This window comes from Rufibacter ruber (assembly GCF_014138425.1).
In the GTDB taxonomy this organism is placed as follows: Bacteria; Bacteroidota; Bacteroidia; order Cytophagales; family Hymenobacteraceae; genus Nibribacter; species Nibribacter ruber_C.
Window position 1 is genome coordinate 107,419 of sequence record NZ_JACJIQ010000006.1, and the last position, 26,287, is coordinate 133,705.

The window sequence follows — 26,287 nt, forward strand, 5'->3', positions numbered from 1 at the left end:
GCCCATGGTCCAGCGCCAGCCTGTTCCCTTTTTACACTCTAGCAGCGCAGCAGGGAAGGCGTACACCACCCCTGGAGAACCTGACAGGGCCCATCTTATTGACAAAGCCTCCTGTTAAACCAGCTCTAAAGTAATTCTTTAAATGGAAACTGTTCTGCCCGCTCTGATAAAATTATTTGCCGCTTGCTCACAGCCAGGGGCGCAAGTGCTGCAGACCAGTATTTTCTCCCGTATTTCCGGCTTCATGACGGTGTATCACGGCAGAAAAACAGGCAATGGGCTTAGCCCCGGCTTCCGTTTGAGGTTGCGCGGCAAGCGGGCGGCAAACCTTCCTTCCCTAGTTTCGCTCAAGAGCCTTGCCGGATCCCTTAAAGATATTTGCACCAGCATCTTTCGCTCCCCTGGTTGGCGGGCCAAACCTCCCGGATTCAGGCTCTTCTCCCAAGAAGTTGTTTAGAGTTTTCTTTTTAGTTCCGGGCGCAAGCGTCTGGAAGACTTTTAGGAGGGTGAGCTTCTGTTTCTGGGCTGTTTTTGTGAAAGTAGGCCCAAACCGTGGCCCAGCCGGACGCTCGCGCCAGCCCAGATCCTCAAGTGCTGAAAAAGGGAAATGTTAAGCAGCTTCTGGCACAACACCAGTAAATGCACTGCACAGAGGTGTTTCTGTTTTCGGCCTGTTTTCTGAAAAACAGGCCGAAAACAGAAATCTGGGTACACAGGCGCCAACCTGGCTTGTGGAATTCTTCAAAGGTTAACCCCTATCTCACCCCCATTTTACGCCTGGCAGTTTCTTTGTCTGGAAAGCGAATGGCAATGCACTTAGGCGTAGAGCGGGAGGTGCACCAGAAAGGTGGTTCCCTCGCCTACCCGGGTTTCTACCTCCACTCGCCCGCCCATGGCATCCAGGTGGCTCTTGATCAGGAAAAGGCCTATGCCTCTCCCCTCCTGTACCGTATGGAACCGTTTGTAGAGTTTAAATAGGTTTTTCTTTGCCTTCTCCAGGTTGAAGCCAGAGCCGTTGTCAGTGAAGGAGATGAGCACTTCCTGCGTATGCGGCACGGGGTGGCAGGTCACCTTGATCTGGAGCGCGCGCCCATCTGCCTTGTACTTGATGGAGTTAGACAGCAGATTGTAAAAAATACTGTGCAGATACGCTTTGTTCGCCCGCACCAGACAGCCCTCCTCTATCTCCAAAACCACCTTGGCCTCGGTCTGGACCAATGGCTCTTTGAAAGAGGACAAAGCAAGCTCCACCACCTCCTGTATGGCAACAGGCTCCAGTTCCAGGTTAGCGGTGGTATCTCTGATACTCAGCAGGGTGGTCAAATCCATGAGCACATCATCTAGCTTGACCACGCTTTGCCGCAGAAATGTGAGTGATTTTTGGAAATTCTCAGTAGCCGCGTCTTCCATGACCAGTAGTTGGGTTAACCCCAACAAGTTAGCCACCGGCCCCCTCAGGTTGTGCGAAATGATGTACGTAAACTCCTGTAGGTCCCTTTTCTGTTTGTAAAGATCTTTGGCCAGCTTTTCCAGGTCCAGTTCAGAGTTCTTCAGCTTGGTGATGTCTGTTTGAACGGCAATGTACCGGTAGACCTCTCCCTCCTCGTTCACTACCGGGGTGATGTCTACCGTCATCCAAACCTCCTCGCCGCCCTTGGTGACATTTAAAATCTCAAAGAATATGTCTTCGCCCTTCATTAACTTCCCCCAGAGCTTCTCATACGAAGACGTATCCGTTTTGGCGTTATGCAGCACCTGCGACGGGCGTTTTCCTTTCACCTCTTCCACCCGGTAGCCAAACAGCCGGGAGAAGCCTTCGTTCACCCATTCAATGCGCCAGTCTTTGTCAACCAGCATTACGCAGTTGTTGGTCTTGCTGGCCACCAGGGAGAGCTTCTCCAGTTCCTGCCTGGACACCACCTGCTCCGTGACATCCTCAAAGTAGACAGATACACCTTCGGCAGAGGGGTAGGCTTTCACACTCAGCCAGAGCTCCTTGCTATGCACCTTGGTGGTCAGGTAGGCGGGGGTGTCTGCCGCAAGCATGTGGCAGTAGTGGGCATAGAGTTCGCCCTCTACCTCCTGCGGGAATATTTCCCAGATATTCTTCCCCAGATCTTTTTGTTTGTCAAGCCCTACCAGCCGCTCTGCCTCGTTGTTGATGTAGGTGAGGCAGCCGTCTCTGTCAAGCATGATCACCGCATCTGAGATGCTTTCAAAGATGGTATTGAGCTTGTTGGCCTGCTGCTGAATGGTTTTATAGGCCTGTGCAGCGGCAGTCACATCTTTGGCTATTGTTTGAGCGCCCACCACCTGGCCATTGACTTTAATAGGGAACTTGATGGTGTCATACATCCGCTCCTCTCCGCCCACGTTGATTTCCAGCATATGCCTGAGCGTATTTCCCTGCAGTACCTCTTGCAACGCCTGTTGGGTGGCAGCCTCCATGGTTGCCGGGAAAAAAGAGGCCGCCGACCTGCTGAGGGCTTCCTCCAGGGTCACCCCCCATTTCTCACAGAACGCCTCATTCACCTCGGTGATCATACCCGCCCGGTTTTCCAGAAATATCACATCGGGGTTATGCTGGAACAGGCCCTTATAGCGTTGCTCGCTCTCAGCCAGCCGCTGCCGGGTGGCCACCAGTTCAGTAATATCCCGGGCCACGCTGTACATTTTCCCATCTTCATGAGACCAGGAGCTGGACCACATCACATGTACGGTTCTGCCTGATTTGTGCAGGAGCCTGTTCTCAAAATTATGGGGGGCCCCGTGGGTTAGGAGTTGCTGGACCGCCAACGTGGTACGCTCCACATCTTCCGGGTGCAAAAGGCTCAGGTAATGCTTGCCCACCATTTCACTGCTGGTGTACCCAAGCATCAAGAGGCTGGCATCACTGGCGAAGGTGTAATACCCGTCATTGTCAATGGTGCAGATCATGTCAAGTGATACCTGGGCCAGCTTTTCCCAGTAAATAGGACTTTGGCTTTTAGAAGGGGGCAGGGGTTGGTTCCTCACTTTTCTCTGATTATACTATAAATCTAAGAAAAAGTAATGGTAAACATAATATAACTAAAAGGAAAGCGGTTAGGGTCAAGGCGATCATGGGGAACGGTAAAATTTATCACTCCACCTCTATACCATACCCGTTGCAAAAAAAATCTTTCTTCTTATCAAGGCTCCTGGTGCCAACGCCTGCCACTGTTCCCCATTTTCTGTTTTGGCCTGTTTTCCTGAAAGTAGCTCCAAAACAACCCCACCGGTCTTTTCCCCATAAGAGGAATTCTGGCCCCAAGCCTACCTGGGCACCACCTTGACCCAGGAACCAGACACCCGGTAAAAAATGCGTAATTTGCCGGTTCATTAAGAAAGTCAGACGTGTTGCTGGAGATTATCTATGAAGATGCGCAGTATGTAGCCATCAATAAGCCGAACGGGCTGTTGGTCCATAGAACCCGCATTGCCGAGGAGAAGAAAGAATTTGCCCTGCAGTTGCTGCGCGACCAGCTAGGGTACCGCCTCTACCCGTTGCACCGGCTGGACCGGGGCACCTCGGGCGTGTTGCTCTTCGCCAAAACGCCCGAGGCGGCGGCCCCACTGGTGCAGGCTTTTGCCGAGCGCCAGCCCGACAAGACGTATTTTGCCATAGTGCGGGGATATGCCCCTGAGGTCGGCACCATAGACAGCCCTATTCGGCCTGACCGGGACAACGGGCTCAAAGAGCCTCAGGAAGCCGTTACCCATTTCCAACGACTGGCCACGGTGGAGCTCCCCATTCCGGTGGGCCGCTACCAGACCGCCCGCTACAGCCTGGTGAAGGTCAAACCAGAAACGGGCCGCATGCACCAGATCAGGAAACACTTCGCCCACCTCAGGCATTACATCATTGGGGACAAAAAGCACGGCGACTGGCGCCATAACCTCATGTTTCTGGAACAGCAGCAGAGCCCCTTCCTGCTCCTGCACGCCGCCTCGCTGGTGTTCACCCATCCGTTTACCCGGCAGCGCGTGGAAATCAAAGCCGCCCTGCCCCAGAACATGCGGCGGTTGTGTGACCAATTCTCCTGGGGCGCCGTGCTGGCAGCGCAGGCAGAACTGGCAGGTTCTTTCTAAAGTGTTCCCTTCTGGTGTAGCGTACAGATAATTTGAACAACAGCCCTCTTGCGGCAGAGATGCCGTGCTTAGTACGCACGTTAAAAATGGTCACTCCTGGCTAAATCCGTTTCTGTTTTTAGCCTCTTTTCTTAAAAACAGGCCAAAAACAGAAGCCAAAGGGCAAATCCCTTTCTGCCTGCTTCTTCAGACACTCCTCTTGTTTCTGCCACTTACGGTGAATCTTCCTGAGCAGCGGTTGCCTCTGGCGTACCTAAAACAGACTCAGTGCTACTTATCGCTAAGAAAATACTACCTCCCATCCTGTAAATTTTGCTTTCTTTGCGCAAAGCCAAACTTAACGCACTATGTTCAAACAAAACCCGTTAAACCTTCTATTCTTTTTTTTCGCCCTGCTCCTGCTTTCTCCCGTAGCCTCTGCCCAGCCTGGCCTGCAGAGCAATGAGGTAAAGCGGGAATGGTGGCATATTGAGCGGCTGAAGCCTTTCAAAGTAGATCCCAGCTATAAGAAAATGTCTTTCATTAGCGTGAAGGGCAATGCATTTGTAGATGAGAAGGGAAAGACAATAGTCTTTAAAGGCGTCTCCATCTCAGACCCTGATAAGCTGGTCAAGGACGGCCAATGGGGCAAGAAGCACTTTGAAGTGATCAAGAGCTGGGGCGCCAACATCATCCGGATTCCGGTACACCCCATTGCCTGGCACCAGCGCGGCGTGGAGGAGTACATGCGCCTGCTGGACCAGGCCGTGGACTGGTGCTCTGAACTGGGCATCTACGTGATCATTGACTGGCACTCCATTGGGAACCTGGACATGGAGATCCTGGCCCATGACATGCACAACACCACCAAGAAAGAAACCTTCAACTTCTGGAGAACCATTGCCGCCCACTACAAAGAGGCGCCCGCCGTGGCTTTCTACGAGATCTTCAACGAGCCCACCCTCTATGACGGCCAGTACGGTAACACCACCTGGGCAGAGTGGAAAGGGCTGATGGAGCAGATCATTGATGTTATCTACGCCCAGAACAAAAAGGCGGTGCCGCTGGTGGCGGGCTTCAACTGGGCTTATGACCTGACGCCGGTGCGCCAGAACCCCATCGCCCGTGAGGGCATAGGCTATGTGGTGCACCCCTACCCCGGCAAGCGCCCCATTCCGCGGGAGCCAAAGTGGGAGCAGGACTTCGGGTTTGTGGCAGATAAATATCCGGTAATGGCCACTGAGATTGGCTTCATGAAGGGCGGTGAGGATGAGAACCTGCATGATGACGGCAAGTACGGCCCTTCTATTATGAACTACTTCCACAAGAAAGGCATCTCATGGGTGGTGTGGGTGTTTGACCCGGTGTGGGTGCCCCAGATGATCAAAAACTGGGAGTACGAGCCCACCGACCAGGGAAAGTTCTTCCGGGACGTGATGCAGGGTAAGTTCAAGTACGATAAATAATCCCTTTGCCTACATGCAGACTGGTCATTTACCAAGGCCAGTCTGCCTTTCTGTTTTTGGGCTGTTTTGGCCAAAACAGCCCAAAAACAGAAAGGCTTTTAAGTGAATCATCTAGCCGCTTGCTTGAAAAGCGGTACCAAACCCAATACCGGTATGAGATTTAACTTTTTTCGTCTGGCAGGTTTACTCCTCCTCTGCACCCTGTCTGTGCAGGCACAGACCCAACCAGAAACGGCCCCTCCCACCCTGTTCCATTTGAGCTTTGAAAAAGGCTTCGCCGCGCAGGCCAAAGGGAAAAATACCCCTGAAAATAAAAACCTGCCCGCATTAGTAGACGGAATCAGGGGCAAAGCAGCCTATTTTGAAAAAGGACAGACGCTGCAGTTCCAGTCCTTACACAACCTGAACAAGCAACAAGGCACCCTTTCCCTCTGGGTCAAAATGCCGGCCAGACAGGAGGGGAAAAAAGGCGGCCCGTTTGTGCTGTTCAATGAGAATGGCCCCGGCACCAAGGGCAGCCTGCACTACACCTGGGACATGCTGAACCAGCGTATGCGGTTCCAGTTGCGCGACCCGCGGGAAAGCATTGTGTATTACAGCAAACTCCTGCCTTCAGACCAGCCAGAGTGGCACCACCTGGCCATTACCTGGAACGAGAAAAAAGGGGTTTCGCTTTACGTAGACGGCCAGCAGGCCTCCACCGGCTGGATGCCCAACTGGAAGCACCAGAACCATCCCTTCTTCTTTCTGGGTGCCCTGAATGAAAAAGGAGAGCAGGCCTGGAACGGCGCTCTGGACGAAATTTACATTTACAGCCGCGAGATCACTGAGGCAGAGGCCCGTCAGGCGTACCTCCAGTACCGGCGCTTCACGGCAGAGGTCTCCATCAAAGACCCTTTTCTTTCTTCCGGCAAAGCCGAATTTGTACATGTGGCGTTACATAACCCGGGTGAGCAGGAGATACAGTTACAACAACTGGCCTATCAGCTCAGCGGCCCCAACGGCAAAGTTCTGGAGTCCGGTAATCTACCTAACCATACCCTGCCCGGTTTGAAGAGAGGCTTTGTAAAGATTCCGTTGTTAGTGCAAGCGGCGGGCGAGTACTCCTTAACGGTGACGTATTCTGAAGGTCAGAAGACAAAAATGGTTACCTCTCCGCTGCACGTCCTCTCCACCCAAAGCAGTACCCACTCAGCCCCAGCCACCCAAAAATTAGTAGCGCAAATAGACGCCGCCACCAGGCACCCTATTGCTCAGGCGGGCAGCAGCACCGTTGTCACCTCCCCGCTGGGCAAGTACCGTGAATCTGGCCCCGCCCGCCATAACCGTTTTGTGCTGGAATTTGAAGTGCAGGACGTGAATGAGCCGCACGTGGCCTTCATTACGTTTCCAGATGACAAGGAGCGAACCATGGAGGTGTTGCTGCAGGACTTTGCCAATACCCGGGACTACCAGGCCCATACCGGCATTTATACCGGTGGCGAGTTCCCGCTGTCCAATAGAATGCAGGAGCACCGCATAGTCTTCTGGCCACGGTCCAAGCGGCAGGCCTTCATCTTTATGACCGCAGAAACCGCCAAACCTGCGGCCGTGAAAGAAATTAAGATCTACCGGGTGAGCCATCTGGAGGCGAACCAGCCCCCAACGGTGTTCAAAGGAAGCGCCCCCGCCCGCCGCACCGGCCTGTATTATGAAGACCCGGTGTTGAACCTGAGCTTTGGCACGTCTGCCCAGCTAGATGGTTTCTCCCAAACCACTGACCGGTTGATTAGCTACCTGAAATCTTTTGGACAGACCGAATTTGAGTATCCCATTGCCTGGTATGCCGGTCCGTTGTACGGCACCTGGGCAGAACCGTTCCAACCAGACATTGACGGGGCCCAGGGCGGTACCCGTCCGCACCCAGACGGGTTCCCGGCCTATCTCTTAAAACGGCTGGACCAGGAGGGCATGAAGTTCAATGCCGGTCTTCACATACACACCCTTCCCAGCCTGAACAAATATGCCCTGGCAGACTCGGCAAAAGTCATGCAGGGCGAAGAAACCGTGATCAACGTGAACAAAGACGGGAAGCTCTGGTACGGCTATTGGCACGGGGCGGACCCCAACTACAATGCGGCAGACCCACGGGTTATGCAGGCGGTACAGGAGGTAGTGTCTGAGGTCTGCGAACGGTACGGGCAGGAGCCCGCCCTGAAAGCAGTTTCACTGGTGATCACCCGCCCGAAGCTGTACACCTTCGCCTCCCTGGAGTCTGGCTACAATGACATTAACCTGACCCGTTTTCAGCAGGAAAGCAACATTAAGATTCCCGGGTATGTGGCGGGAGACCCAAAGAGGTTCAGCAACAGCTACAACTGGCTCATGGCCAACCCGGCGGCCAAGAAAGCCTGGATTGACTGGCGGTGCAAAGTCCTGTATGAGCATTACAACCAAATGGGAAACCTGGTGGCAGCCCACCGGTCTGACCTGAAACTCATCCTGAACCTGTTTGTACACCTGACCCACAACAACCGGTTGGCAGACTACCTGAACCAAAACCCGGTAGAGGTGCTGCGCGAGATGGGGATAGACCCGGCCTTATACAAAGATAACCCCAACCTCCAGCTCAACTACACCTTTGTTCCGGCAGATTTGCGTTGGAAACGGGTTAACTATGAGCCAGACACCCATGAGGTAAACCGTACCATCATGACCGCCCCAGAGGTGGTGGCCTCTCTACAGCCGTTAAAAAATGTGGGCGTGACTATTCATGACCGTTATTGGGAAGACCCGGTAGGCAGAACCCACCAGATGGAGGGCCTTCAGAAGCTGGGCGTGCAGGAATTCACCTGGCGGGTAACCACCTTCAACCCTGTGAGTTACCATAGCCTTGAACCTTATGTGCTCGCGCTAAACAACCTGGAGGCTACCACCATCACCAAAGGAGGCTATTTGATTGGCACCTTCGGGATGGAGAAAGAGATTCAGCGGTTCTCAGATGCGTTCCATGCGTTGCCCGCTGTTAAGTTTGAAGACGTGGCCACGGCCACAGATCCCGTACGGATCAGGCAACAAGTGGTAGATGGCCAACTCTACTTCTACGTGCTCAATCTGCTCCCTACGGCTGTAGAGACCGAGGTGCGCCTGCTGGAGAAAGGCGAATTGGCCAACCCAGTGACCGCCGCTAAAACCAAGAGGAAAGACAAGCTAACGGTTCGGCTTCAGCCGTATGATTTGCAGGTGTTCACCAGCTCCTCCTCTACCCAACGGGTCTCTTCCGCCAGGGCGGAAGTAGATGAGGCGTGGGTGAAGAAACTGGAGGAAGACCTGAAAAAGTTACAGCTTGAAGCCAATCAAAAAGGGTTGGGCACCGGAAAATATGCTCCCTATCTTCAATTAGCGCAAGACAGCTGGCGCCAGAAACATTACTCCCGCCTGTACTTCCTGCTGCAGGAGCACTGGGTGCGGGAGATTTCAGAAGCCGGGCAACAGAAAACTGTTCCTGCTCAATAACGTGCAATTCTACCCCTGTTTAAGCCTGCCTCAAATTTCTGTTTTCGGCCTGTTTTTCTAAAAACAGGCCGAAAACAGACCTACCCATGAAAAGAGGTGCGGGCCATGGCCCGCACCTCTTTTCATGGGTAGGTAATCAGCAGCATTTGCAATTTCAAGATGAACTCAGGAAATATGACCCATTTTTGCCCCTTCCTTGAAAGGGGTAGAAGCTTACAAGGGCGCAAGAAGACCAATGAAGTGGAATAATAACATGTTCAGGAATAATGCCTGGAAATGTTCAACTCAGCACAAGTCATCATCCCCTGTCCCCTACCCTGGGCACGGATTTCTATCCTAAAACAGTGCGGGACTACCAACAACGTAGGCAGAATGATTTTCTAGGGTGCGGGTGCATCGTCAGATGCTCTTATATATTTTGTCTAATAGAAAGGACTGCAGAGAACAAGTTGAGTTCTCATTTTTCCGCCGCTGTTCGCCACCCAGAACCTTTCTAGAGGACACACAAAAAAAGTTTAGAGCTTGTTTAATTTTTGATTTTGCAAGCGAAAACGGGGAGCGAAAGGTTCTGGCGAAGCGTTTTTTGAGCAGCATACGCCCCGCTATGGTTCGAGTCAACTGCAAAGTCTGGTTCTTTTGATACCCGTTTGCAGCACAAAAAGCAAATTTAAACATGCTCTAGGTGTTTCTGTCCATTCACTTGGTTTACTTGACCGGGTATTTCTTTCTGGTGTCATCCAGCACTAAAACCCAGTCCTGATCTGCTCCCTGCGTGGGCGGGGTAAAACGCCTTGTCCCGGTGTTCTTGAAGGTGCCGGCTTTGGTATAGGTTCCAGTTCTGGGGTCAAACCAGTGGGCCTTGACTTTTTTACCAGAGATCTTGCCCAAGCTAACTTCCGGGGGGATACCGGAGGCCGTATAGACAAAGGCATAGTCCAGGCCGCGGGTGGCTTGAATACGGGTACTGAAATCATCTGAGGTTTGCACCACCAGTGACTGGTCTGGCACCCGCTCTAACAGCGGCCGTGACTCCATCAGTTTCCGGACAAAGGTCATCTGCTGGGCGCCGGGCAGGTCCAGGGATTCATACCACGGCAGGTTGGCCTCCACTGCTTTTGTGCGGCCCGGCTGCCACATCTGCCAAATGTTGTTGCAGCCATAGGTGTGGCCGTGCGCACCGGCAAAAAGACTGAGGTATGCCCTTCGGCGCAAATCTACCACCTGGGCCCGGCCATTCTTCAAATCAAAGCAAACCGGAATTTCTTCATACAGCGGTTCCCCGTCAAAAGTGGGTTTGGTGGGCTGCCGTTGGTAATCATGCGTGATGCGTTCCCACACTTTTATATCCGGGCAATGCCCGGTCTGCTGCATATTAAAATCCAGCCATTCGTCTTGGTGGAACCACTCAGAGGAGTTGGTCTGGGGGTGGAACGTCATAAGCGCCTTGTCTTGCCCGCCCACGCCCTCAATAATACCGTTGGCCAGCGCCCGCCAGATGGCGACATCAGTGGTGTCTTTTCTGGGGTTTCGGTCGCCGCCCACTACCCAGATGATGTTGGGCTGATGCTTGTACCGGTTTCCCAGGTACTTGCCATAAGTAAAGGCATTCTTCTGGTTGAACACCTCAGGGCCCACCCCCCAGCTGTTTTTGAAAATTTTATCTCCCCAGGTAGGCAGCAGGGCCATGTGCAGCCCAAGCTCTTGTGCTTTTTTGATGATAAAATCTACGTGCGCAAAATAAGCCTCATTGGGCGTGGCCGGGTTATTGTTGAGAAGCGGGGTGTTCCCGTAGGGATTGGGGTCTTCCAGCCCGTTATGCTCGGCCAGCACCACCGCCTGAATGACCGTGAACCCTTTCTGGGCCCGGTTGGTCAGGTAGCGGGCGGCCTCCTCGCGGTTCAGGCGGTGAAACAGCTCCCACGCGGTATCTCCCAGGTAGAAGAAAGGCTTTCCGTTTTGATACACCAGGTACCGTTGGTTGGCGCTCACCTTCACATCTGACTGTGCGTAGACTACCAGTTGAGTGATAAAAAGCACCAGAAACAAAAAAGAAGGGAATAATTTACGCATAAATATAACTTACTTGTTAATAAAGGAGTAACAGGCAAGTGGCGCCAAAAGCGCCACAGCCAATAGATCTTAATGGCTCTCTAGGGCCCCGCTCCTACCTCATACCGAAAAAACACAAATTCATACCCTGAAAAAGCGGGTAGATTGCATTTAAATTTTAATTTTGTAATAGTAGTCCAATTCTACCGTTGCCATTCAATCATATGAAGCCAAAGTTTATTTCTATCAGCGAAGAAATAATAGAAAAAATCAAAAGCGGTGAGTTGCTTCCCGGAGACAAGGTTCCCTCTGAGAACGAGCTCATCAAAACCTACCACATCAGCAACACCACAGCCCGCAAAACCCTCCTGGAAGTAGAGAACAACGGCTGGGCGAGGCGAATCAAAGGCAAAGGCACCTTTGTGCTCAACCGGTCTTCTGACCACCACGTGATGCGCACCCTTGGCTCCCTGGACATGACCCGCCGCGGGTTCAATGAGAACCTTAAAGCCGAAGGGTTCACCCCAAAGAACATCATCATAGAAAAAACCATCTTAAAGGAAGGCATCTCCTCTGACATAGTGGGCAAGCACCTCATCATGGAAGGCCCCGTACTCAAAATACACCAGTTGCGCTACGCAGATGACGACCTGATGAAAGATGAGATCAAATACATCTCCCTCACGCTCTGCCCTAAAATTGACCGCCTTTCCACTGAAATCTCATACTTTAAGGTGTATGAAGACAACTACAACCTGAAAATTTCTGACATTAAGCAAACACTTAGTGTTGACATTATGCAGCCCGCTGCGCCCAACAACAACTTTGACACCAAAGCCCCTATTCCCATCTTTGTGTTAGACAGCGCCGTGTTGGCAGACACCGGCAAGGTCATTGAGATTGAAAGGTCTCTTTACCGGGGCGACAAGTATAAGTTTGCCATTGCAGTGAACCCGGAATACCAAAGCAAATAAATTAACGCCGGGCTGCTTCTGGTTTACTTGTTCCTGAAGGGATTCTCTCATCCCTCTGCCCAACAGAGGAGGTGGTTTTCCTGTTTTGGGGCTATTTTTCAGAAAACAGCCCCAAAACAGGAAAACTACCTCCTCTAGCAGCAACCGTTACTCTTTGATAAACCGTTTATACAGACGCTGCTCTTTCTTCACTACCACCAGCAGATACGTACCGGCTGGCAACGCCTTAACGTCTATGGTTCTTTCCTTCACCGTTCCATTCAGCACAGTTCTCCCTAACAAATCTGTAATGGTTACCTGACCGCCATTGAAGTTTGGGGTATCCAGGAAAAGCTCATGGCGGGATGGGTTAGGGAACAATACGTATTTCTTTGAGGCTTCCAAATCTTCTTTGATACCGGTCAGGGTAGAACAGTTATTGCTGGCAAACTGGTATTTCTGGAGCGTTGGTAATTGCGGCCGGTCCACCCCTCCCCTGGGCTCCACCGCAAGTTTGTAGGTATTCCACCAGGGGCCGGCAGCCCAATACGTACCGTTCACACAGTTAACAGACAGGTAGTTGAGCATATTGTCTAAAGTCACCAACCACCTGGGGTCATCATCTGGCACCCCGTACTCTCCAACAAAGCCTTTGAAATTGTTCTGCTTGAGCCAGGCTACAAACGGTGTCACCCGTTCTACACCCGTGGTTGGGGTGGTTCCTTCAGTGTCATAGGTACCGGCGTAGCTACCAGAGGCATCTCTGTCAAAGTACTGATGGGCTTCAAACACCAGCTTTTTTGACGGGTCTGACAGGGTTTTTAAATTATCACTGGCGGTTTGCCATCTGGCAGCAGAACTCCAGCTGTCACCGGCCACTACAATGGTAGTTTGGGTATCTACCTCCCGTATTTTGGTGATCAGGGCTTGGGCAATGTTCTTCCAGGGCGTGGAGGCCAGCATATCATGGGGCTCATTCATGAGGCCGTAACCCCAGATGTTGCCGTAGTCTTTGAATTCAGCCGCCAGTTTGCCCCAGGCATCTGCCACATGCGCAATGGTGAGTTCAGGCGCGCCAATAATGTATTCGGTGCCGTTGATCTTGCGGCGCCCGTAGTTGTGCATGTCAAGTAGCACCCAGATTCCCCTCACCCGGGCCGCCTCTACAAATTTTTTCATTCGTCCCAACTCCGCCTGGTCCAGGGCACCGCCCAGCGTTAACTGAATTCGTTCCCATTTGAATGGAAGCCTAATCAACGTAAGCCCTTTCGATTTGAAATAGTCCAATTCAGGGATAGTGGGGTAGGTATAGTCTGTATTGACGACACCCGGCATGTTTGAGCCAAATTCGGCCCCTGCCAGATTCACCCCAAAGGGCGCCGGGGTGCGGTCTGGCATGTCTGGGAACGTATACAGGCGTACATTGTCTACGCTGATCTGCTTGGTGTACTCAGAAGCACTGAGGGAGGCAGGAATATCAAACCTGATGATTTTAATACCACCCGCCCAGCGGGGATCTCTGCTTAAATCAATGATGTACTCCTTGAAATCAGTATCATTGGCCGAAATATCAAATTCAATAAAGGCAGCATCATGGGTAGGGTTGGAGGACCACCAGTAGAAACGGGCTTTGTTGTGGATGGTCTCATTCTTTAGCCTGATCACAGCCACCTTAGACACCGCGGGGTCAATAGAACCAACCGGTGCGTCATATCTGATGAGGTTATTGGCCCTGGTGCCAAACAGTTTCAAAATGCCGTTCTCAGTGGTGGCGGGGCTGTAGTTGACTATGGTCCATCCCTGAATGGTGTTGTTTACTATAGGGCTATCAAAGTCCCAGATGTGGGTCTGGGTCTGGAAGCTGCGTAAGATCTGATACGTATGCTCTACCGGTTTATTGAGGACATATATCTGATCAGCAAGGTCTGTTAGCTGCTGCTCCAGCGCCTGCTCCTGCGGCTTGTTTACCAGGTAACTATCAAACAAGGCTTTATTTGCCGTGTATTTGACATCATTGGTACTGATGAGTTGATTGATGTACGCCTCTATCTCAGAATACGGCTTGCCCAAAAGATCGCGGGGCAGGTAACTGAATTCCACCCGTTTCAGGTCTCGCACTTTTATCTGTACGGTTCTGTAGAGGGAGGTTTGCCCCTGTACCTGAAGCGCTTGTTTGTACTGGGGGGTATTTTGTATGGTGGCCAGATTCACACCGGCCTGCAGTTGCTCATGGGTGAACTCAGAAGCCACCGTGCCGTCTATCAGCAGGGTGTACTTGCCCGGGCTCAGGGGGGAAACCTGCAAAAATTCCTCATTGAACTCCCTTATAAACGGAACCCACGCCAGAGCGGGGGCGGCATCTGAGGCAACCGGATACGGCAGGCTGTTGGCTTTTACTTTGAACTCTACCTTACCCATGGCCATGTTGACGTCACGGGCGGTGCAGTTGGCACACTCTTTTACAGCGCCGTTTTCTATCACCGTTTTAGATACATACCTGGGGGCATTGGTCTCCTTGAGGAACTGGTATGCCATGACCAGATGCCCTGGGGCACCGGGGTGAATGCGGTCATTGCTCACAATGGTGGCGGCTGGGTTGGTAGCCTGAAGCTGGGCATTGATGGTGTTTAGGATGGTGTAATAGTCCACCGTCTTCAGGTTGTACTTCTGGGCCAGCTCATCAATGATAACGGTGGCCTTCTGCAAGGCTCCGTTTACGCCCGGCATGTTGGGGGCGGGCAGGGTACCGGTCTCATCATAAATGGTAGGCTTCTGCAAGATCACTTTTAGGTTGGCGGCCAGTAATTTCTGAATTACCTGCTCATAATAGCCTTTGTAGTCTGTTAGGGCGCGTGCCTTTTTGGTCTCTATGTCAGCCTCATTCTGGCGGGCCGGGTCATAGAGGCTGCGGTTTACGTCATTCATTCCGGCCATAACCACGGCGTAATCTGCCGGTTTGCTCAGAATATCAGCGTCCATGCGCTGCAGGAAACTGTTGGCATTGTCTCCCCAGATGCCTGAGTTGTAGAAGACTACTTTCTGGTTGGGAAAACGGGTGGCATAAAACAACAACAGGTAATTATGGAAGTACCCGCCGTGCGTGATGCTGTTGCCAACAAAGTTCACCCTCTCCCCTTCCTTGAAGAAGGGCTCAGGAGTACTTTGCGCCTTAGTCTGAAAAATACCCCAGCTTAAGGTGAACAAAAGGAGTAGTAAAAGTTTATGTTTCATGTAGGTGGTTAGGTATGCGTATAAAATTGAAAATCCTTTTGGTCTGATCAGGCAGTGGCAGCTTCACCGTTTCTTATTGTTCTTTTACCCTGCCTTCTGTTTTTGACCTGTTTTCCTAAAAACAGGCCAAAAACAGAAAACTCAGAAAAGTCATGCGTACCCCTTTGAATCCTACTGAAATACAGCAGGAAGGAAAGGGGGCTGATGAACTGCCCCCCTCCCGTTGTAAGAAATAGTCTCTTTTTCAGAAAATGGCCTCCCTTCCTGACCTTGTCTGGAAAAAGCCATACCAGGTCAGGAATATTCAGAGGTCAGTTGACTTTCACTTTCTGGGTGATCTTTTCCCTGCCGTTGTACCAGGTCACCACATAAATACCAGCTGCCATTCGCTTAACTTTTGCCTCCAGAACTGTTGTGCCTTTGGGAAGGGTGTGCAGTTTTGAATACAGTTTTCTAACGCTCAGGTCAGAGATAAGCAGTTGTCCCCTCTCTTCCTGGGGCACTGTTGCCATGACCTGAAACACACCATCTTTAGCGCTCACTACCTGCCATTGACGTTGATCTTCTAGAAGACTGCCTTCTGCCACCAGGGGCTGTGAGATGCTGGAGACATTTAGGGTTTGCATTGGAGACGCCGTAGCCGCCAGAGAGATAAAATCAATGGCCACCGGGGCTCCCCACGAGGCCGCCTGTACGGGGGTGGGCACGTCAAACCTGATCTGCTTAATGGTGCCCTGACCTGCCCAGGCAGCTATTTGGCTTAAATCAACGGTATATTCTTTAAAAGTGGCGTCATTGGCAGTAATGGTGAACTCAGCATAATGTGCCGCCAGGTCTGGGCCTCTCCAGTAGAAACGGGCTTTGGTTTCGGCGGTGCCGTTTTTTAACTTGATGGTGGCATATTGATAGACAGCCGGGTCAATGGGAGATGCTGCAGGCACATCTAACTTGATGTGGTTATAAGTCACCGGGGCAATGAGGTTCAAAATCCCGTTAGCGGTACTGGCATTGGTGTAGTTCACAATTACCCAGTTCTCTACCATATAATTGGTAACCGGGGCATCAAAATTCCAGGTCAAAGGCTGCGGGGCCGGGGCTACGGCAGAAAGTAACTTTACCTGGTCTACCCGCACTATTTTACCTATGGCGCTGGCACTGGAAGGGCTGGGCAGATCAAACCTAATCTCCTTAATGGTGCTCTGCCCGCTCCAATTGGTGTTCTGGGTCAGGTTCACCACATACTCTTTGAACTGGGTATCATTGGCCGTGATGGTGAATTCCACAAAGTGGGCCGCCAGGTCAGCTCCCCGCCAGTAGAACCGCGCTTTGGTGTCTGGGGTCTCATTCTTCAGCCTGATCACCGCATACTTGCTTACCGCCGGGTTGATGGCATTGGCAGCCGTGGGCTGATGCTTCAAGTGGTTGTAGGTCTGGGACACCGTCAACGAAAGAATGCCGTTGGCGGCGCTTACGCTCCCGTACTGCACAAAAGACCAATTATCTACCAGTCCGTTGGTGAGGGAACCGTTAAAATCCCAGACGTGGGTCTGGTTGGTAGGGCTGCCGGTAGGCACTACATCTGCTGTTAAATAGTTCTGCAGCACGGTCATCTGGGGCCTGTCTACTCCACCCAAAGGCTCTACAGCCATTCGGTTGGCTCCCCACCGGGGTCCCGCCGCCCAATAGGTGCCGTTCACGCCGTTGGCTTTCATGTAAGCCAGCATGTTGTCAAGGGTGACGCGCCAACGGCTAAGATCTGCAGCGTCATCTGGAATACTGTATTCCCCCACAAAGCCTTTCAGGTTGTTCTGTTTGAGCCAGTTGACAAAGGGGGCAATGCGGTCAACGCCGGTGGTGGGGGTTACCTGGTCAGCATCATAGCTGTTGGCATAGAGGCCCGAAAAGTTGGCGTCAAAGTACTGGTGCGCCTCAAAGATGAGCTTATTAGATGGATCATAGAGGTTCTTCAAGTTATCACTGTAACTGGGCCAGTGATAACCGGAGCTCCACCGGTCGCCGCCCACCACAATGGGGGTATGGGTATCTACGTCCCTGATCTCCTCTATAAGATCTTGTGCAATTTCAAACCACGGGTGGGTGGGCAGCATGTCATGTGGTTCATTCATGATGCCGTAGCCCCAGATGTTGTCATAGTCTTTGAACACCAAAGCCAGTTTTCGCCAGACATCTGTCACCGTAGCCACCGGCAAACCAGAGGCCCCAAGAATGACTTCATTGCCGTTGATCACCCGCCTGCCGTAGTTGTGGAAGTCAAGCAGCACCCACATGCCGCGGGCCCGGGCTTCGTCTACAAACCGTTTCATCTGGGTCAGCTCAAAGTTATCCAGCGGCCCGTTCAAACTTTTCTGAATGCGTTCCCAAACAAAGGAAAACCGCACCAGGTTCAAGCCTTTCGCCTTCCAGTAATCCAGCTCGGCCTTGGTGGGGTACTCATAGTGCTGCATGTACACGCCCGGCATATTCTGCTTTTCACCAAAGCCAGCCCCGGCCAGGTTGATGCCAAACGGAGCAGGCTCCCGGGCGGGCATGGTGGGTTTAGGCAACGGTGCGGGCGGAGGCAACACTTCAGTACTCAGCTTTACATAGTCTACCTTCACCTGTTGGCCGTAATAAGCCGTTTGCAAGGTGGTAGGCACATCAAACCTGATGGCGCTGATGGTACCGGTCCAGGCGGTGTCACGGCTCAGGTCTATTTTGTACTCCCTGAACTGGGAATCATTGGGGGTTATGTCAAAATCAATAAAAACCGCACTGGCTTGGCTGCCCCAGAAATAGAGGCGGCCTACCGTTTCTGACGTCTCGTTCTTGAGCCGAATGATAGCCGTTTTGCTTTGCAAGGGGTTAATGGTGACCCCAGAAGGCACATTGTACCTGATGTGGTTGAACCGGGCGCTGCCCGTCAGGCTCAGAATACCGTTGGCCGTGTTGGCGTTGGTAAAATTCACAATGTTCCAACCGTCTACCTGGTTGTTGACCACTGAGCTATTAAAGTCCCAGGCGTGGGTGATGGTTTGGGCGGCTGCTGATAGGCAGAGGCAGAATACTAGGAGAATAAGGGGGAATATTCTTGTCATAGTACATGGGGTTAGAGGTTCACTAATCACTTAAAGAATGAAAGCTTTACAGCGCTGTACTCTGGGAACACAAGGTGTCAATCTGTATCCTTATGGCTTTCTGTTTTTGGCCTGTTTTCTGAAAATCAGGCCAAAAACAGCGGTAGTTCCTAAAATGGGTAAGCTATAAATCCCCCTTTTTCATTCAAGAATAGGCCTCGTTCCTGTTCCTCCAGGTAAGTGCTAGAGGAGCCGGACAGTCTTCTGCCAGGGTTGTATTTTTATCTCATGGGGTCAATGGGTTATCTTCTATTTCTTCACCAGCCACTTGGCCAGCTCTGTGGCAATCAGGTCATGGCCTTTTTTGTTGGGGTGGTTCACGTGTGACATGTACTCCTCCACGCTGCCTCTCTCCCTGGCCAACTTTACAAACTCGGCGTAAGGGTCTGCCAGCCCCACGTGGTATTTGGCAGCCAGTTCGCGCACCTGCTGGGCGTGTTTAGATAATTGGTCATTGGGATCAGTGATGTTCTGGCGTTTGTCAGGAGACGGCGTTACCAGCACCACTTTGAGGTTATTCCGCAACGCTTCTTCAATCATCTTCTCCCAGGCAGCCCTGGCTCTCTCCAGCCCTATACCCTGGTCATTCAAGGCGTAGTCAATAAACAGCACATCTGGCCTGTGCGGCAATACTTCTGTGGCCAGTCTGGGGGCACCCTTCTCTGAGTATTCCCCGCCAATGGCCGTCGTGATCACATTCACCACGGCGTGCGGGTACGCCTCTTTCACTTTGCCCAGCAGCAGGTACGGGTATGACTCCAGCGTATGCACCTCAGAGTTGGCCCAATATCCCGCCGGCACCGAGTGCCCATGAAACACCAGGTTAATGGTGCGGTTGTTCGGCCATTTCACCGTGAGTTCCTGCATGAGATCAGCCAGATACGTGTTAGGGTGAGCCACCCCGGCTGGCACCCTTACAGAGGCCGCAGTAGTTTTCTTCACGGTCTGGCACTGTGAGGCCAAACCCATGAACACAGCCAACAGAAGCAAAAAAGTTTGTTTCATTTTCATGTTCCTTCGCCTTTACCAAGATACTACCACGTCGCCCGTCACATTCTTCACCACGTAATGTTTCCCCAGGGCCGGGTCTCCCTTTTCAAAGCCCAGTTTCCCTTCCTTCCAGGGGTAGGTGGTGTTTAAATAAAAGTGGATGCTTTCATCTGTGGTCTCCTCAGTGGGGTACACCCGTACGGTGGCATTTTTGAGGCCACTGATGGCCAATCTTCTGCTAATGCCCAGCTCCCCGGAGTGCATCTCCTTGCAGGACACAATGCCGTCTTGCTGCTCCACAAACACCCGCACCTCGCGGTGGAAAGCGGTGGGCAACGAGTAGGTGGCGTAGCCGTTCCGGAGACGGGTGTCATAACCCAGCAACACCGGGGCGCCCTGCGGAAACTTGAAACGGTGCTGCACAGAGGTGTTGGGCACGTAGCCGGAGAACTGGAACCCGTTATCATTTCTGGCAATGGTTAACACTGGGTTTTTGACCGTGGGCGCATACTTGTCTACGCTGTACTCCATGCCAAACTCCTTCAGCACATAGCGCAGGTACGCCGGCCCAATGAAATACTCCTTGGCATCATCTGGCTTGAGCAGACGGCCTCCCTCAAAGTGGCTAGAGTTGGTGCCGCGTACATAAGCCACTTTGCCGCCTTTCCAATCTGGGAGGGCTCTGGTCCACACCGCATCACGGGTTTGCTGCCCCTGCTTCATGGTTACCTGCACTGTGGTATGGGCGTCTTTGGTATTCTTCACCTTGGTGCGCAAGCCGCCGCCCGAAAACAGCGCCTGGTGTCTGATCTTCTTTGGGAAACCTGTCTCCACCTGATCTGGCATGTAGTGGTTCACAATCTGCAGCTCGCCTTCAATGGGGCTGGCATTATGCAGATTCAGCAGCTCTGCAAAGGCAGGGCTGATATAATCGGCGGGGCCGAAGACAATCAATTTTCCGCCGTTTTTCACGTGGCTGATCAAGGCTTTCTCATACTCAGAACCAGCCTCCGGCACTATGGCCAACAAAGTAGATTCCTTGAACAGCCCCGGCTTGTTTTTCACCGCAGGCGCCAGGTATTTAGTAGAGATGACCGTGTTCAGTGGGAAGCCGTTGTTGATGGCCTGTCGGATAAACCAGTCACCGTAGTAGATTTCTGGTAACCGCTGGGGCTTGTTCTTTGCCCAGTCATGGTACTCCTCAAACGGATACACCCACACCACCGGCCCCGGCGAGGTGGGGCTGTCATAACGGGCTTTCAGGATATGCGGGGTCACCTCATCTGGCACCTGCGTGGGCATGTTCCCGAAGGAGTCATCAATGGTCAGGAAGTTAAGGTGGGTAGGCAGGTGCATCTCCCCTTTCTCATTGATTCTGGCCACGGCCATGGGCAGGTAGATGTCATGCGGCTCGCGGCCGTAGCGGTCCAGCCAGGGGCTGTTGAGCCACCACGGGTCATGGGTGTAGTACCTGAAAATATAGCGGTCATCTGGCAGTTGCGCCATGCGCGACATATAGCCAATCATCTCCAGCCCAAAATCCCCATCTAAGGCGGCCCACGGCGAATTGGGGGGCGGCAGAATGTTGAACCCGCCCCCATAGATGGCTTGCAGGTCCACCCCGTCTTTGGCCAGGTCAATACCGGTAGAGAGGTTGGTGCCGCGGGTTTCAATCCTGAACTCAGGGCATTCTTTTCTGAAAAGGCTCCAGAAATTGATGATCTTCTCCTTGGTTTCGGCCAGCTTCTCCTCATTGAATCCTTTGCCGGTGAAAATGACCCCGGTAGAGGCCCAGGGTTCCATGCCAAAGCCGAACCCGTTGCTGAACCAGATATAGTCATAGCCCAGGTCCTTTAAAAAGTGCTGGCTCTGCCGCCCGAAAAACGTCCCGAACGGGGTGTTGTCCGGAATACCGTTCGGGAAGCCCGCGTACGGGGTTTTGTCTGCGATGAGGGTGGCGTAGCTGAACACAAATGATTTTTCGCCCATGGCGCTGCCTTCCAGAATCTCGGGGTGTTTCTTGTATTTGAACTCAGACTTGGCAAACTCCGGGCCCGGGTCAAAGGTGGCGCCAATTCTGATGGGTTTGCCCGTAATGGCCTTGCCCATCTCCTTGAGCGTCTGAATGATGAACTTAAGGTCCTTGTAGGTGTACTGCGGCGGATTCTCCAGGTACAGGTACGCCCGCTCATGCAGCGACAGCTCTTTAGGACCGGAATTCACTGCATGTTCTGTGTTGGGGTTCCCAATGTACTTTGACCATTCCAGGCTCTGGCCCAAGTCTCCGCTGTAATCCAGAATCTCAGACCCATCTGAGGTCCAGAGCATCACAGAGACGGTATCAGCGTGCCGAAGCAGGGAATGCCATTGGGTGAACATCTCAGCGGCAGCTCTTCTGATGGCCGCCGGGCTGTTCTCTTTGAAGGGTTTGAGGGAGGCTTCTAGGGTGATATTATGGAAACGCTTGCCCTTCAGGTTGGCATCTTCCAGGGGTAAGGGCGCTACTTCAGCGGTAGCGGCGGCAGTAGTTGGGGCCGCCGCGGGCGTTGAGGTACGGCCCGCACATCCAAAGATGACCGGGACTAAGACAGAAAGGAACAGGTTACTTTTAAGATTCATTCGCTACTGGTTTACTAAGAGTGTTTCATGCCACTTGCCGCCCTTACGGCAGGTAAAATAACCACTAAACACTTGCACTGGCCAAGGCTTTTCTGCATTTCTGTTTTGGGGCTGTTTTCAGAAAACCAGGCCCAAAACAGAAAATTATTTCTTATAGATAGGCTCCCACAGCCTACTGTCTGCCAGTCACCAGGTTAACCCAAAAGCTTGTCTGTGAAGACAGAAAACAAGGCGACAAACTAGATTGTGTTTTCGACCTGTTTTTGTAAAAACAGGCCGAAAACAGCAGACAACAGACAACCTAATCACTAAAAAACTACTTATTCTACAATCACCGCTTCTATTCCCAGATAGTCGCCAATCTTCTTAATGGTCTGGGCGTGGTGGCCAATCCCCAGGGCAAAGTGGTGGGTAGGCCCTTCTTTCACCCATTTCTTCAGGAAGGTTCTCACATCTGGCTTGAAATAGCCACGGGTGTTGGTGTTCCCGGTGGGCGGGATAGGGCCTTCTACAGATTCGCCCTCGGCGATGACAAATTTGAATTTCCCCTCATAGGTTGAGGTAATGCTGAGCATGGTGATAGGCCCTTCCTGTATCTTGAACTCCACCCCTGCCCCAAAGCCCGGTTTGCCGTGGTATTTCTTGAGGCTCCGCAACACCGGTTTGCCCTGGGCAATGGTCACGTTGTGCGGTCCGTCATGCCCTACCAGAATGAAATTCTCCTTGAAATCAACCGGGTGGAATTCAGCGAAGCTCCCGCCAATGCCCAGACGTTCCATGATGAGCATGGCAATGCAGCACTTGAGGTCAGACTCGCCGCACATAGGGAAGCCCGCACCGGTCAGCAGGGAGTTGCCCACAATCAGGTTGGTCATGACTTGCTGGGTCTCGCTGTTAGGGCTGCCTTCATAGTAGTAGGCCAGACCGGTCAATTGCTTCTCCTCTACAAACTTTTCCAGGGCCACAGAAACCTTGGCGGCCACCTCCAGATCAGTATCGCGCAGCTTTTCAGAAATGGGGTCAGAAACGGGGTCTGGCGTATCAAAGAAATCTAAGATGCGGCTTTTCTCATCTTCCAGCTCCTGAAACCCCACCTCCTGCACTTTGCTGACGATCTCATGCGCCTCACACTGCACAATGTGCAGCCCGAAGTGGGCGGTGAGCATGGTGGCGTCTGAGTGCATGTCCAGCATAGCCTCAATAGGGTGACCAATGTGGCCAATACGGGCGGTTTTGAGGTCATGCAGCACACGGGCTATGTTACAGTACTCGGCTATCTCGGCTTCAGCGGCCGGGTCATCATGCAAGGTGCCGATGATGACATCTGGCACCCGCTTGCCCATGCGTACTGCTACCCCGGTAAATTCAGGCAGAGAACAGATATCATCATTGTACAGCTGCTGGTGGGTAGAGGCTTTCTCATAGTTCAAAGCCTTGTCTGGCTGCAGCGCTACTAATACCATGGGCACATCCAGGCTTTTGATGATGACGCCAAAGGTGCTGGAGGTGGCGTAAGTGAGCATGTCACAGAACACCAGGTCCAGGTTGGCGCCTTTTAGTTTAGGCAGTAGTTCATAGGCACCGGTCACGTCATCTACCATGCCAAAGTCCAGCACTTCCACCTCGTTTTTCTCCACAAGTTTCAGAAGCACCTCCTGCTTTTCCAGCATCTGGTCATACAGGCCTTCAAACTGGCTCCAGTACTTCTTGTACCCTACCCCAAAAACCCCAATTCTTGGCACTGTTCTCTTTCTTGTATGTATTTGCGCTCCTTTTGCTGCGGTAGCAACCAGTTCTCCGTTCAATGCTTCTTCCACGATCTGAGTCATTGTGTTTCTAGTTTAATATAAATGATATATCCTAACGCACTAAGTTAAAAAATTTAACAAGCTTCTGCCTGGTTTATTTAAAATATCATGAGAAAACTTATAGGATAGGTGATCCTTAGGCAACTGCCCTGGCGTCTGGCTTAGGTTGTTTCTGTTTCAGGAGCAATGGCTCAATGCGCGGGATACAGAGCATCAACAGGACAAAAGCCAGAGGGTACATAAGTCCGCAGACGATCCACAGCGGGTCATAGGAATATTTCTGCACCACTATCCCTATAAGCGGGTTAATGATGATACCGGCAATGGCACCGGCCGTTCCAGACAAGCCCACCACGGTAGAAGTGGCCATATCCCCAAATACATCTGAGATGGCGGTAATGTAGTTGGTGATCCAGAAGCCATGGGCAAACAGGAGCACAGACATCAGAAAGATAGCCATATGCACGGTAGACACGCTCTCTACCATCATAGCTGAAACCGTTAACGCGGCGGCAACTCCCATAACCATTTTGCGGGCTTTGTTAACGCCCCAGTTGCTTCTCACCAGACGGTCTGAGATCCAGCCGCCCAACATGTTGGAAAGCCCCAGGGCCAGGAAAGGAATCCACAGCAGTTTTCCTACTTCATCAAAAGACACCCCGCGCTCCTCATTGAGGTATTTGGGAATCCAGAACATGATGAAGTAAAAGACAGGGTCTAATAAAAATCGGATGGCAATAAACACCAGTGCTTTGGGGTTGGTGAGCACACTCCAGAAGGATGGCTTACTACTCACCGCCTGGGGCACAGCTGCTTCTTTGGCCTCCTGCTTGCGCTTCCAGGGCATACTGACCCATGCCAGCACCCATACCACTCCTATTATCCCGGGAATGATGAAGGCCCAACGCCACCCGTATTCATTGGAGATCAGGATGGTGAGTGGCGGTGCCAGTACCGCCCCTAACGCAGACCCGCCTATGGCAATGCCATTGGCAAAGGCCCGGTCTTTCTTGGCAAACAGCTCATTCACCGTTTTGGCCGCGGCTGGAAAGCAACCGCCCTCCCCCAGCCCCAGCAAAAACCTAAATGCAACCAAGTGGTAGAAGGAAGTCATTAACCCGTGTAAACCACTGGCCACAGACCAAACCCCTACTGACAGCGCCAACCCTATTTTCCCACCCCACTTATCTGTAAGACGGCCGCCCACGGTAAACATAAGCGCGTAGCTGATCAGGAAACTGGTGTTGATCATCCCATACTGCACATCTGAGAGGTTGAATTCCTTCTGTATCTTGATAATGGTAATGGACAGCACCTGCCTGTCTAAAAAATTAAGACCGGTGGCAATGAATACCAGAAAGAGGATAATCCAGTTGGCTTTTTTCAAAACAATAAAATTGACGTTGACTTTCTTCTGTTATTCCAAAATAAGCATTCTGCCGGGAGATCTCCTTCCCCAATATCACACGAGTAAAGAATAATCCCTCAGATGCACCTTCCCTTCGGCTAGCCAGATAAAGAAGTGGTCATCCAAAACTATTACTTCACCGTTATAGTAAGTTGTTTTACAACAGACTTTTGCTCGTCTACTGTCACATTTGAGGCTAGAAAAGTGACCTTATACGTTCCAGCCTTATTATATACATGCCCATAAGTAGTCAAGGCATTGGTTCCAATACTCTGAATAGGCAAGCCTGTATCTGGTGGCACTTTGGTAAAGTACAACGGGTTAGATATATACCAGTCTTCACTAGGCTCTGCATTTTTACCTCCAGCCGCCAACAATAAATCTGGTTGAGCCAGGGTGCTTCTGGTGGTCCAATTAGTGGCATCATTTAAAACGTTTACTGGCCTCCAACCTGCCGTGAGAAGTGTTGCTACTGGTATGGCTGAGCCATCTGGCGTTAACGTTTCGGCTACGAAATTGTGCACAATCATGGTTCCCGCGGCACGGTCCGGGTCTTTCACAGACTGAAATTTATACGCGATATAGATGGGTTTGCCTGGCAATGCAATGTCTGAAAGATCTATGATACCTGATGCAATGAGTGTGGCATTTGTTGCAATGGTGGCTCTACTGGTGATATCTGTCCATTGGGTAGCTGCCACCCCCTCTTTCGTATACCCTTGCAGATCTGTGGTTACCATAATTTTTAAGGGATTGATCTGCGTTCCCCCGCCTCCGTACTGGCTTGTAAACCGGAACTGCGGTTTACCTCCTGTTATCTCTGTGCGGTTTCTGTAATCATAATCTGAGCCGGCCACGCCAGAGTAGAACGTGATGTAGTGGGCTTGTCCGGAGAAGGAGAATTTAACTGTATCTCCTACATCATACGTTAACTCTGCATTATCTGCTTTAACATCAAACGAGGGAGCATCAACTTCTAAGTCTGTAGTACATGACGTGAAGGCAAAAGCCCCCAACAGTAGAATTAGGATCTTTTTCATGGTCA

At 51.9% G+C, this 26,287-nt stretch carries 14 protein-coding genes; 5 read left to right on the plus strand and 9 right to left on the minus strand.

The genetic code is table 11. The features are described 5' to 3' along the window. Nucleotides 1-142 precede the first annotated feature (142 nt). On the plus strand, nucleotides 143-457 hold the full coding sequence (locus tag FHS90_RS08790) for a hypothetical protein (RefSeq protein WP_153042590.1): 315 nt from the start codon (nucleotides 143-145) through the stop codon (nucleotides 455-457). Nucleotides 458-816: 359 nt separating this feature from the next. Here FHS90_RS08790 and FHS90_RS08795 read toward each other — a convergent pair whose 3' ends face one another. Further along, complete coding sequence (locus FHS90_RS08795) at nucleotides 817-3,015, minus strand: PAS domain S-box protein (protein ID WP_182512762.1); 2,199 nt, start codon at nucleotides 3,013-3,015, stop codon at nucleotides 817-819. 360 nt (nucleotides 3,016-3,375) lie between these two features. Between FHS90_RS08795 and FHS90_RS08800 the strand changes: the two genes are divergently transcribed. The 3 genes from FHS90_RS08800 to FHS90_RS08810 all read left to right on the plus strand — a co-directional run bounded on the left by FHS90_RS08800 (nucleotide 3,376) and on the right by FHS90_RS08810 (nucleotide 9,050). Beyond that, nucleotides 3,376-4,110 (plus strand): pseudouridine synthase, encoded by a 735-nt coding sequence (locus FHS90_RS08800; protein WP_343049637.1) that lies wholly within the window; start codon nucleotides 3,376-3,378, stop codon nucleotides 4,108-4,110. A gap of 347 nt (nucleotides 4,111-4,457) precedes the next feature. Then, on the plus strand, nucleotides 4,458-5,555 hold the full coding sequence (locus FHS90_RS08805; RefSeq protein WP_182512763.1) for a glycoside hydrolase family 5 protein: 1,098 nt from the start codon (nucleotides 4,458-4,460) through the stop codon (nucleotides 5,553-5,555). A 153-nt stretch (nucleotides 5,556-5,708) separates the two neighbouring features. Then, a complete protein-coding gene (locus FHS90_RS08810) occupies nucleotides 5,709-9,050 on the plus strand; it encodes a LamG domain-containing protein (protein WP_182512764.1) in 3,342 nt (1,113 codons plus the stop codon). Between the two features lie 705 nt (nucleotides 9,051-9,755). On the opposite strand, the gene FHS90_RS08815 is transcribed toward FHS90_RS08810, so the two are convergent. Next, nucleotides 9,756-11,120 carry a glycoside hydrolase family 140 protein gene (locus FHS90_RS08815; protein WP_182512765.1) on the minus strand — a complete coding sequence of 455 codons (1,365 nt, stop codon included), beginning with the start codon at nucleotides 11,118-11,120 and terminating at the stop codon, nucleotides 9,756-9,758. Between the two features lie 203 nt (nucleotides 11,121-11,323). Between FHS90_RS08815 and FHS90_RS08820 the strand changes: the two genes are divergently transcribed. Next, nucleotides 11,324-12,073 carry a GntR family transcriptional regulator gene (locus FHS90_RS08820; RefSeq protein ID WP_182512766.1) on the plus strand — a complete coding sequence of 250 codons (750 nt, stop codon included), beginning with the start codon at nucleotides 11,324-11,326 and terminating at the stop codon, nucleotides 12,071-12,073. 147 nt (nucleotides 12,074-12,220) lie between these two features. Here the strand turns inward: FHS90_RS08820 and FHS90_RS08825 are convergent, their stop codons facing one another. The 7 genes from FHS90_RS08825 to FHS90_RS08855 all read right to left on the minus strand — a co-directional run bounded on the left by FHS90_RS08825 (nucleotide 12,221) and on the right by FHS90_RS08855 (nucleotide 26,282). Further along, nucleotides 12,221-15,283, minus strand: a complete 3,063-nt coding sequence (locus tag FHS90_RS08825; protein ID WP_182512767.1) for a cellulase family glycosylhydrolase — start codon at nucleotides 15,281-15,283, stop codon at nucleotides 12,221-12,223. A gap of 311 nt (nucleotides 15,284-15,594) precedes the next feature. Continuing rightward, nucleotides 15,595-18,378 carry a glycoside hydrolase family 5 protein gene (locus FHS90_RS08830; RefSeq protein ID WP_182512768.1) on the minus strand — a complete coding sequence of 928 codons (2,784 nt, stop codon included), beginning with the start codon at nucleotides 18,376-18,378 and terminating at the stop codon, nucleotides 15,595-15,597. Nucleotides 18,379-18,666: 288 nt separating this feature from the next. Further along, nucleotides 18,667-19,422, minus strand: a complete 756-nt coding sequence (locus FHS90_RS08835; protein WP_246386804.1) for an SGNH/GDSL hydrolase family protein — start codon at nucleotides 19,420-19,422, stop codon at nucleotides 18,667-18,669. 18 nt (nucleotides 19,423-19,440) lie between these two features. Beyond that, on the minus strand, nucleotides 19,441-22,026 hold the full coding sequence (locus FHS90_RS08840; protein WP_182512769.1) for a hypothetical protein: 2,586 nt from the start codon (nucleotides 22,024-22,026) through the stop codon (nucleotides 19,441-19,443). Between the two features lie 320 nt (nucleotides 22,027-22,346). Further along, the gene (locus tag FHS90_RS08845; protein WP_377047807.1) at nucleotides 22,347-23,768 is read right to left on the minus strand and encodes an arabinose isomerase; all 1,422 of its coding nucleotides are present in this window, start codon (nucleotides 23,766-23,768) and stop codon (nucleotides 22,347-22,349) included. Nucleotides 23,769-23,970: 202 nt separating this feature from the next. Further along, on the minus strand, nucleotides 23,971-25,221 hold the full coding sequence (locus tag FHS90_RS08850; protein WP_066831592.1) for an MFS transporter: 1,251 nt from the start codon (nucleotides 25,219-25,221) through the stop codon (nucleotides 23,971-23,973). Between the two features lie 152 nt (nucleotides 25,222-25,373). After that, nucleotides 25,374-26,282, minus strand: a complete 909-nt coding sequence (locus FHS90_RS08855; protein WP_161947694.1) for a DUF5017 domain-containing protein — start codon at nucleotides 26,280-26,282, stop codon at nucleotides 25,374-25,376. Nucleotides 26,283-26,287: the final 5 nt, after the last annotated feature.